The 9091-nt window shown below is 73.1% G+C and carries 10 protein-coding genes; 6 read left to right on the top strand and 4 right to left on the bottom strand.

Annotated elements, in window-relative coordinates:
* A partial coding sequence (locus tag A6Q79_RS11745) for a hypothetical protein (RefSeq protein ID WP_317698356.1) occupies positions 1–189 on the bottom strand: 189 nt, incomplete at its 3' end.
* A 424-nt stretch (positions 190–613) separates the two neighbouring features.
* Between A6Q79_RS11745 and A6Q79_RS11740 the strand changes: the two genes are divergently transcribed.
* Positions 614–961, top strand: coding sequence for a hypothetical protein (locus A6Q79_RS11740; RefSeq protein WP_067861036.1), 348 nt, complete (start codon positions 614–616; stop codon positions 959–961).
* A gap of 23 nt (positions 962–984) precedes the next feature.
* On the opposite strand, the gene A6Q79_RS11735 is transcribed toward A6Q79_RS11740, so the two are convergent.
* Positions 985–1467: a GNAT family N-acetyltransferase gene (locus A6Q79_RS11735; RefSeq protein WP_289016920.1), complete on the bottom strand. Its 483-nt coding sequence runs from the start codon at positions 1465–1467 to the stop codon at positions 985–987.
* Between the two features lie 80 nt (positions 1468–1547).
* Here A6Q79_RS11735 and A6Q79_RS11730 point away from each other — a divergent pair, with 80 nt between their 5' ends.
* Both A6Q79_RS11730 and A6Q79_RS11725 read left to right on the top strand, forming a co-directional pair.
* On the top strand, positions 1548–2237 hold the full coding sequence (locus A6Q79_RS11730; RefSeq protein WP_289016919.1) for a 4'-phosphopantetheinyl transferase: 690 nt from the start codon (positions 1548–1550) through the stop codon (positions 2235–2237).
* A 53-nt stretch (positions 2238–2290) separates the two neighbouring features.
* The gene (locus A6Q79_RS11725) at positions 2291–3127 is read left to right on the top strand and encodes an SDR family oxidoreductase (protein ID WP_289016917.1); all 837 of its coding nucleotides are present in this window, start codon (positions 2291–2293) and stop codon (positions 3125–3127) included.
* A 4-nt stretch (positions 3128–3131) separates the two neighbouring features.
* On the opposite strand, the gene A6Q79_RS11720 is transcribed toward A6Q79_RS11725, so the two are convergent.
* Entirely contained in the window at positions 3132–4109 is a 978-nt protein-coding gene (locus A6Q79_RS11720) for an NAD-dependent epimerase/dehydratase family protein (protein ID WP_289016915.1), read from the bottom strand.
* Between the two features lie 73 nt (positions 4110–4182).
* Between A6Q79_RS11720 and A6Q79_RS11715 the strand changes: the two genes are divergently transcribed.
* The 3 genes from A6Q79_RS11715 to A6Q79_RS11705 all read left to right on the top strand — a co-directional run bounded on the left by A6Q79_RS11715 (position 4183) and on the right by A6Q79_RS11705 (position 7311).
* A complete protein-coding gene (locus A6Q79_RS11715) occupies positions 4183–4485 on the top strand; it encodes a YbaY family lipoprotein (RefSeq protein WP_317698352.1) in 303 nt (100 codons plus the stop codon).
* Entirely contained in the window at positions 4485–6446 is a 1962-nt protein-coding gene (locus A6Q79_RS11710; protein ID WP_289016912.1) for an ABC transporter ATP-binding protein, read from the top strand. The genes A6Q79_RS11715 and A6Q79_RS11710 overlap by 1 nt, the downstream gene beginning before the upstream one ends.
* Positions 6447–6510: 64 nt before the next feature.
* Entirely contained in the window at positions 6511–7311 is an 801-nt protein-coding gene (locus tag A6Q79_RS11705; protein ID WP_289016910.1) for an alpha/beta fold hydrolase, read from the top strand.
* Between the two features lie 15 nt (positions 7312–7326).
* Here A6Q79_RS11705 and A6Q79_RS11700 read toward each other — a convergent pair whose 3' ends face one another.
* Entirely contained in the window at positions 7327–8781 is a 1455-nt protein-coding gene (locus tag A6Q79_RS11700; RefSeq protein ID WP_289016908.1) for an NAD-dependent succinate-semialdehyde dehydrogenase, read from the bottom strand.
* Positions 8782–9091: the final 310 nt, after the last annotated feature.

Genomic DNA, 9091 nt, shown 5'->3' with positions numbered 1-9091 from the left:
GAGGTCGCGGGCGGCGTCGTGCTCGCTGCGGACCGTCCCCGTCGCCCGCGCGGTCGGGGCGTAGGTTGCCGCCGGCCTGCGCTCGAGCCCGAGCCCCAGACCGTCGGCCTCCGCGGCGAGCCACTCCTGGGCGCGCAGCGTGCTGGCGACGTACGCCGCCGCCGACTCGCGCCGGCCGGCGCGGAGCATCCGCGACAGCATGGTCCCCTGGAGCGCGGAGACCTTGCCGGTGGTGCGGCCGGTGGTGAGGGCGGTCTCCGAAAGGCCTCGACGGAACGAGCACGCCCCGCGTGGTCGGCCGTCCCGGCCTTCGCCCCCATCGGTGGATCTGCAACCTCAGAGAGGCCGCTGCGGTTGCCGAGCCACCGATGACGGGGGTCCTGGTGCGTCCTCCACCGAATCCCCGCTCCGGGCGGGGACTTCTCCACCGTCTCAGCGCTCAGAGGGTGGAATCCACACCGCGCACCCCGGCCGACCGGTCCATTCGGTGGAGAAGTCACCGCCCGACAGGGGAACAGCGCAGGAGGCAGCCCGCGCCACGAGCAAGCGAACCGCTACGTGTGAGATAGGCAACCCTTGCCTCAACCGGCGCAGGTAAGCCTATACTCACCTCATGAGGTCCCACCGTCGCCGCGTCCCGCTGCAGCACGTGCTGCTCGCCGGCTGCGCCGACGACCTCGTGGTGCTGCAGTCGGCGCTGGCCCTGCTGCCCGCCGACGTGTACGGCCAGGTGGTCGTCGAGATCGACCCCGACGTCGACCTCCCCGTCCTCGAGACGCCCGCCCGCGTCACCGTCCACCGCGTCTGGCCCGGCACCGCCGACCGCGCCGTGGCCGCATGGATCGCGGAGTGGATCCCCAGCGAGCCCGACGCCGCCCGCACCGTCGGGCTGTGGATCAGCGCCGGGTCGAGCGCCCGCAGCGTGCCCGTCGAGCTCGACGTCGTCGCCCAGACCATCTGAGCTGCCCATCCGAGCGACGCACCTCAGCGCAGGTGCAGCGCCATCCACGTGTCGTCCACGGGTGAGCCGTCGATGAGGAACTCCCCGACGAGCACGCCCTCGACGACGAAGCCGCAGCGCTCGTAGAGCCGCTGCGCAGCCGGGTTCGTGCCCAGCACCCGCAGCGTCACCTTCGCGGCGCCCTCGGCGTGCGCCCGCTCGACGGCCGCACGCACCAGCAGCTCGCCGGTCCCCCGACCCCGGGCCGACGGGTCCACGGCCAGGCCGTCGATGATCCGCACGTGCGCGTGCGTGGCCAGACCACCTGCCCGGTGGAGCGCCACGTAGCCGACGACCGCGCCGTCGCGCTCGGCCACGAGGAAGCCGCCCGGACCGCCGTTGCGCTCGCCGAAGAACGCGTCGCGGGCCGGCGGCTCGCCCGGCGACCACCGTGGGCTCCAGGTCGCGAGGTCGAGACCGAGCAGGGCGGCGTCATCGGCGAGCACCGCAGGGCGGACGTGGGCCATGGGCCCGATCCTCGCACTCGCGCCGACTAGCCTGTCGGCGTGGACCGTCACCGCCGACCCGCCGTCCGCCCGGTCGAGCCGTGACCCCGCTCGTCGCGTCGTTGCTGCCGGACGAGGCGGTGGTCCACGAGACGCGGCGGTCCGGCGCGCCTGGTCAGGCGTGGGCCCTCCTGGCCGAGGAGGAGCGCCGTCTGGTGCCAGGCGCGGGGGAGCGTCGGCGGGACGACTGGGCCACCGGACGACTCCTCGCGCACGCGGCGCTGGCCGAGCTCGACCGAGACGTGCCCGTCCTTCGCCGGGGCGACCGGGGCGAGCCGCTGTGGCCGGCCTCCGTGGTCGGCAGCATCACGCACTGCGACGGCTACGCGGCGTGCGCCGTGACGCACGGCGGCGACGTCCGCGCGCTCGGGATCGACGTCGAGCCGAGCCTGCCGCTGCCACCCGGCGTGCTCAACGTGGTCGCGTCGCCGGCGGAACGTCGCCATCTCACTGACCTCGCCGACCAGGACGCCTCCGTGCCGTGGGACCGGCTGCTGTTCTGCGCCAAGGAGGCCTGCTACAAGGTCTGGTTCCCCCTGGAACGGCGGTGGCTGGGCTTCGACGACGTGACCGTGCACCTCGCCCGCGACGGCAGCTTCGAGGTCATCCTCGACGCCGTCGCCCGGACGTCCCTCCCTGCCCGTCTGCGGGGACGGTGGGGCGAGCGCGACGGTGTCGTGGCGGCGGCGATGCACTGGCGTCCTGCCGTCGGAGGGCGGTCGGACGGATGAGCGACGAGCGGCTGCGCGGAACATCGGGCCGGTCTCCCGTCGTTGCACCGGGCATGACCACCATCGCCGTGACCGGCGCCACCGGGACCGTCGGCGGGCTCGTCGCCCGCCACCTCGCCGAGGCCAGGGCGGAGGCCCGCCTGCTCGTCCGCGACCCGAGCCGGGCCCCCGACCTGGGGCTGCCGGTGTGGCAGTGCGCGTACGACGAGGGGCCCGCGCTCGGGGAGGCGCTGGCCGGCGTCGACGCGCTCTTCTTCGTCTCCGGGCACGAGAGCGCCGACCGGTTGGCCGACCACCGCTCCGTCGTCGAGGCGGCCGTCGAGGCCGGGGTCGGGCACGTCGTCTACACGTCGTTCGTGGGCGCGGCCGCCGACAGCACCTTCACGCTCGGCCGCGACCACGGAGCCACCGAGGACCTGTTGCGCGATTCCGGCCTCGCGTGGACCTTCCTGCGCGACAGCTTCTACGCGGAGGTGTTCCCGCACTTCGCCGACGAGGAGGGCGTGATCCGCGGCCCGGCCGGCGAAGGACGGGTCGCGGCGGTCTCGCAGCGTGACGTCGCCGCCGTGGCCGCCGAGGTGCTGCTCCATCCCGGCGACCACGCGGACCGCGCCTACGACCTCACCGGCCCCGAGGCGCTGACCCTCGCGGAGATCGCGACCGTCCTGACCGAGGTCACCGGCCGACCGCACCGCTTCCACGACGAGACGCTCGAGGAGGCCCGCGCCAGTCGCGCCCACTACGGCGCCCCCGACTGGCAGGTCGACGCGTGGGTGAGCACCTACACCGCGATCCGCGACGGCGAGCTCGCCGACGTCAGCGACGACGTCCCTCGACTCCTGGGGCGCCCGGCTCTCTCGCTCGCCGAGGCCCTCACCGCGCCTCGCTGACGCGTCACGCCGTCGCGGCGGCCAGGACGGCCAGCTCGTCCTCGCGCGTCAGGCCCGCCGCGCGGGGTCGGTCCAGACCTCGTGCGCGCTCGTCAGCGAGCACCTCGGCGGCCGTCTCCTCGAGCGGGCGACGGACGAGCCCCGCGGCCTCCGCCCGGGCGGTGTCGATCCGCATCATGCCGCCGTAGCCGTCGGGCAGCCAGAGCGGCAGTGAGCGCTCGCCCGACCACGGCCGCACGTCGATCGCCTCCAGCCGTTCCGGGCCGACGGGCACGAGGCGTCCGCGGAACCCGACGGTCTGCGCGACCCGCAGCAGCGCCTCCCCCAGCGCGACGCCGTTCCCGGCGACGTTCAGGACCCCCGTGACACCGCGCTCGGCTGCATCCACCGCGAACGTCGCGACGTCTCGCACGTCGACCACCTGGCACCACGCTTCCGGCGGGTCGGGCACCAGCACGTCGTCGGCGTCGGCCTGGGCGAACCGGGCCGGCCAGTAGCCGAACCGGTCCGACGGGTCGCCCGGGCCGGCCAGCAGGCCCGCACGCAGCACGAGCGGGGAGGCGTGCGCGAGGACCGCCCGCTCGCACGCGACCTTGCCCTCGCCGTACTGCTCGGCGTCGACCTCGTCCGTCGCTACCGGGTCGCGCAGCGGGTCGTCCTCGTGCAGCGGTCCCGACAGGTCCGCGTACACGTTGGCGGTGGACACGAACGTCCAGTGGGCGGTCGCGGCGCCGAGCGCCGACAGGGCGGAGCGGACGTGTCCCGGCTGGCGGGCGACGTCGACGACGGCGTCCCACGGTCCTGCCACCGCGTCGTAGGCGTCGGGACCGCCGCGGTCGGCACGCACCCAGCGCGCGCCGTCGACGACGTCGCCGCTCTCGCCACGCGCCAGGCACGTGACGTCGTGCCCCCGCTCCAGCGCGCTCCGCGCGACCTCGCGGCCGAGCCATGCCGTGCCACCGAGCACCAGCCACCGTCCCATGCCTCCACCTGAGCAGGACGGGCGCCGACTCGCCAGAGGTGTTCACCGAGGGCTGACGGCCTAGGCTCAGGGCATGGCCTCCATCAGCACCCTCTCCGTCACCGGGACCGCCTCGACCCGCGAGAAGGTCGCGCTGCCCGACGGCGGCGTGCTCACGGTCAAGCTCGTCTCGCCCGACGGCGAGGTGCTGGCCGCCTCCGCCAGCGTCGCCGGCGACGGACCCACCCCGTTCGAGCTGTCCGTCGACGCGGCGCTCGTCCACGACCCCGACACCATGCGTCTCTGGGCGATGCTGCGCACCGACGTCGGCGTGTGGGGCACCCCCGAGCTGGTCACCGTGCGCGAGGAGCTGCAGCTGTCACGAGTCGACGCCTGATGCCACGGGGTGCCCAGGTCACGCACCTGTCGCAGGAGGAGGTCGCCGCCGCCGACAGCCCCGTGCTCGGACGCATCGCCTCCCTGCTGCGGCCCTACCGCCGACAGCTGGTGCTCGTCTGCGTCGCCGTCGTGGCCGGCGCGGCGCTGACGTCGGTCATCCCGTTCCTCACCCGCGCCGTGTTCGACCAGGCGCTCTTCCCCACCGACGGCGGCCCCGCCGACCTCGGCCTGCTCGGACGGCTCGTCGGGCTCATGTGCCTCATCCCGGTCGTGACGGCCCTGATCTCCGTGGGGCAGAACTGGCTCACCGCCACGATCGGCAACTCCGCGATGGCCGACCTGCGCAGCCAGCTGTTCGCCCACCTGCAGACGATGGAGCTCGCGTTCTTCACGGCCACGAAGACCGGTGCCATCCAGTCGCGGCTCGCCAACGACGTGGCCGGCGTGCGGACGGTGCTCACCGACACTGCGACGACCATCCTGCAGAACACGGTCACGGTCGTCGCCGCCGTCGTCTCCATGGTGCTGCTGTCGTGGCAGCTGACGGTCCTGACCCTGGTGCTCATGCCGGCGTTCATCGCCATCCAGCTGCGGGTCGGTCGACGTCGCCAGAAGCTCGCGCGCCGCACGCAGGAGTCGCTGTCGGAGATGACCGCGATCACCGAGGAGTCGCTGAGCGTCTCGGGCATCCTGTTGTCGAAGGTGTTCGGCCGCGCCGAGTCCGAGACGGAACGCTACCGCGAGGCCAACCGGGAGCAGGCGCGCCTGCAGGTGGCGCAGGCGATGACCGGCCGCACGTTCTTCGCGACGGTCCAGACGTTCTTCGCGATCACGCCGGCCCTCATCTACCTGCTGGCCGGGCTGATGATCACCGGCAGCCTGCCCGGTGGGGCCGACGCGCTCACCGCCGGGACGCTCGTCGCGTTCACGACGCTCCAGGCCCGGCTCCAGATGCCGCTGCTGCAGCTGATGCGCGTGACGCTCGACGTCCAGACGTCGCTCGCCCTGTTCCGCCGCATCTTCGAGTACCTCGACCTCCAGCCTGCCGTGGTCGAGAGGCCGGGTGCCGTCGCGCTGCCCACGGTGCGGGGCGAGGTCGAGATGCGTGGCGTCTGGTTCCGCTACCCCGAGCCGCGCTCGCTCAGCGGGGGGCGGACCGGCGACCGGTTCGGCGACTCAACGGTGCGCATCGACCGGCCCGACGGCGTCGCCGCGCCCGTGCCCGACGACGCCTGGGCCCTGCGCGACGTGTCGCTGCGCGTCGAGCCGGGCCAGCTGGCGGCCATCGTCGGGCCGTCGGGATCGGGCAAGACGACCGCCACCTACCTGGTCCCACGCTTCTACGACGTCACCCGTGGTGCCGTGCTGATCGACGGCCACGACGTGCGCGACCTGACCCTCGACACCGTCACCGGCGCCGTCGGCATGGTCACGCAGGAGCCGTACCTGTTCCACGGCACCATCCGCGACAACCTCGCCTACGCCCGGCCCGACGCGAGTGCCGAGGAGATCGAGCAGGCTGCCCGCGACGCCAACATCCACGACCGGATCCTCAGCTTCGCCGACGGTTACGAGACCGTCACGGGCGAGCGCGGCTACCGGCTGTCCGGCGGCGAGAAGCAACGGCTCGCGATCGCCCGCGTGCTGCTCGCCGACCCCCGCATCCTCATCCTCGACGAGGCCACCTCGGCCCTCGACACCGAGACCGAGCGGCTCGTGCAGCAGGCGCTCGAGCGCGCCCGCGCCAACCGCACGACCATCGCCATCGCGCACCGGCTGTCGACCATCCACGACGCCGACGTCATCTTCGGCGTCGAGGACGGGCAGGTCGTCGAGCAGGGCACCCACGACGAGCTGTTGGCTGCTGGCGGCCTCTACGCCCGCCTCTACGTCGAGCAGTTCCAGTCGGGCCGGGGCCCGCGGCGCGCGGACGAGCGCCGGGCGGACGTCAGCGTGTGACCCGCCGTCCCGTCGCCGCCCCGCGCGGGCGGCTTCCGTCGGGGCTCAGCGCTACCGTCGTCGCGTGATCGCTCGAGTCGAAGGGACGGGTCGCCCCCTCGTCGTGCTGCACGGCTTCGGGGTGGACCACCGGATCATGCTGCCGCTCGAGTCCATGGTGAGCGACGTGTCCTGGCGCCGCGTGTACGTCGACCTGCCCTGGGCGGAGGCCGTGCACGACGCGGCCGCCTCGAGCGCGCAGGACGTGGCCGAGGGCGTCCTGGCCGAGGTCGAGGAGCACCTCGGCACCGAGCCGTTCGCCGTGATCGGGAACTCCTTCGGGGGGATGATCGCGCGGTGGCTCGCGCACGAGCGTCGAATCCGAGTCCTCGGTCTGGCCACCGTCGCCGGGCTTGTCCAACCGGACCACGCTGCACGCGACGTCCCGCCACGCACGGTCCTGCACCGCGACGACGCGGTCCTCGAGCGCGCCGGCGACGCACGCGACGACTTCGCGGCGATGAGCGTCGTGCAGGACGCTCGTTCGCTGGAGTCGTTCGAGGAGTACGTCCTCCCCGGCCTGCGCGGCGCGGACCCGGGCGCCATGGAGCGCATTGCGTCGGCGTACGCCCTCCCCGCGGTGCCCGAGGTGGCGCACCCGGAGCCCTTCGCCGCACCCACGCTGCACGTCCTCGGACGGCAGGACCACGTGGTCGGCTACGAGGACGCGCTCACCCTGCGCGACCACTACCCACGCGGCACCTACGCAGTCCTCGACACGGCCGGCCACAACGTCCACCTCGAGCAGCCCGGTGTCACGGGTGCCCTCGTCCGGGACTGGCTCGCGCGCGTCGACCGTCACGCAGAGCACCACGGCACGGCGTGAGCGGTCGAGCTGCGGTCAGAGGCCGCCGAGGCCCACGTACTTCGTCTCGAGGTACTCCTCGATGCCCTCGGCACCGCCCTCGCGGCCGAAGCCGGACGCCTTGACGCCGCCGAAGGGGGCGGCCGGGTTCGAGACGATGCCCTGGTTCATGCCGACCATGCCCGTCTCGAGGCCCTCGTAGACCTTCACCGCGCGGGCGTAGTCGGTGGTGAACGCGTAGGCGACGAGGCCGTACTCGGTGTCGTTCGCCATGCGGATCGCGTCGTCGTCGTCGGTGAACGTGAAGATCGGCGCGACCGGGCCGAAGATCTCCTCCGTCGACACCTTCGCCGACAGCGGCACGTCGGTGAGGACGGTCGGCGGGTAGAACCAGCCGGGGCCGTCGGGCACCTGGCCGCCGGTGACCACGGTGGCGCCCTTCTCGACGGCGTCGTCGACGAGCTCAGCCACCTTGCCGCGCTGCTTCTCCTCCACCAACGGGCCGACCTTCACGTCGTCCTCCAGGCCGGGGCCGATCTTCAGGGCGCCCATCTTCTCGGCGAGCTTGGAGGAGAACTCCTCGGCGACGTCGGCATGGACGATGAACCGGTTGGCGGCCGTGCACGCCTCGCCGATGTTGCGCATCTTCGCGAGCATCGCGCCCTCGACCGCCGCGTCGACGTCGGCGTCGGCGAAGACGAGGAACGGGGCGTTGCCGCCGAGCTCCATCGACACCCGCAGCAGGCCCTCGGCGCTCTGCTCGACGAGGGAGCGCCCGACCTCGGTGGAACCGGTGAAGGTGAGCTTGCGCAGCCGCGGGTCGCGGATGATGGGCTCCATCACCTCGCCGGTGCTCTTGGTCGTGACGACGTTGAGCACGCCCTCGGGCACGCCAGACTCCTCGAGCACCTTCGCCAGCCACAGCATGGTGAGCGGGGTGAGGCCGGCGGGCTTGACGACCATCGTGCATCCGGCGGCGATGGCGGGCGCGATCTTGCGGGTACCCATCGCGAGCGGGAAGTTCCAGGGCGTGATCATCAGGCACGGGCCGACGGGCTGCTTCAGGGTCAGCAGGCGGGTGGCGCCGTTCGGCGCGACGGAGTAGCGGCCCGACACCCGGACGGCCTCCTCGGAGAACCAGCGCAGGAACTCGGCGCCGTAGGTGATCTCGGCCTGGCTCTCGCTGAGCGGCTTGCCCATCTCGAGCGTCATGATCGTGGCGAGCTCGTCGGCGCGGTCGACGACCGTCTCGAACGCCGAACGCAGGATCTCCCCGCGGTCGCGCGGCGGCACCTTCGCCCAGTCGGGCTGCGCGGCGACGGCCGCGTCGATGGCGGCCTTGCCGTCCTCCACGGTCCCGTTCGCGACCTCCACCAGCGTCGAGCCGTCCGCGGGGTTCTCGACGGCGAAGGTCGCACCGCCGCTCGCGTCGCGCCAGGAGCCGCCGATGAAGAGCTGGGTGGGGACGTCGGGCAGTGCGGAGGAGGTCATGTCCCGAGGCTACGACGGTCGCGGCCGGTCGGCACCTGGTGACCTTAGCCTCGCTGCAAGCATGGCCTTTGTCAGTGTTCTTTCGCTTCTGTGTTCGGTATCATAGGGGCATGTCCAGTACGCAGCTCGCCGACCGGCTCGAGGCCGTCGCCGCCGAGCTGCGCGCCTACCCGCGCCCACCGACGCGCTGCGGCTGCTGCAGGGACTCTCCAACGCGATCGACGCGGAGAAGGTGGTCCTGGTCGCGGAGGTCGACGAGCACCGCGACTTCGAGGCCGAGGGTTGCTCGAGCCTGAAGAACTGGCTGCGT

It is taken from the genome of Aeromicrobium sp. REDSEA-S32_B7 (assembly GCF_001626145.1).
Lineage (GTDB): Bacteria > Actinomycetota > Actinomycetes > Propionibacteriales > Nocardioidaceae > Aeromicrobium > Aeromicrobium erythreum.
This window is presented reverse-complemented; position numbering and strand designations above follow the sequence as displayed.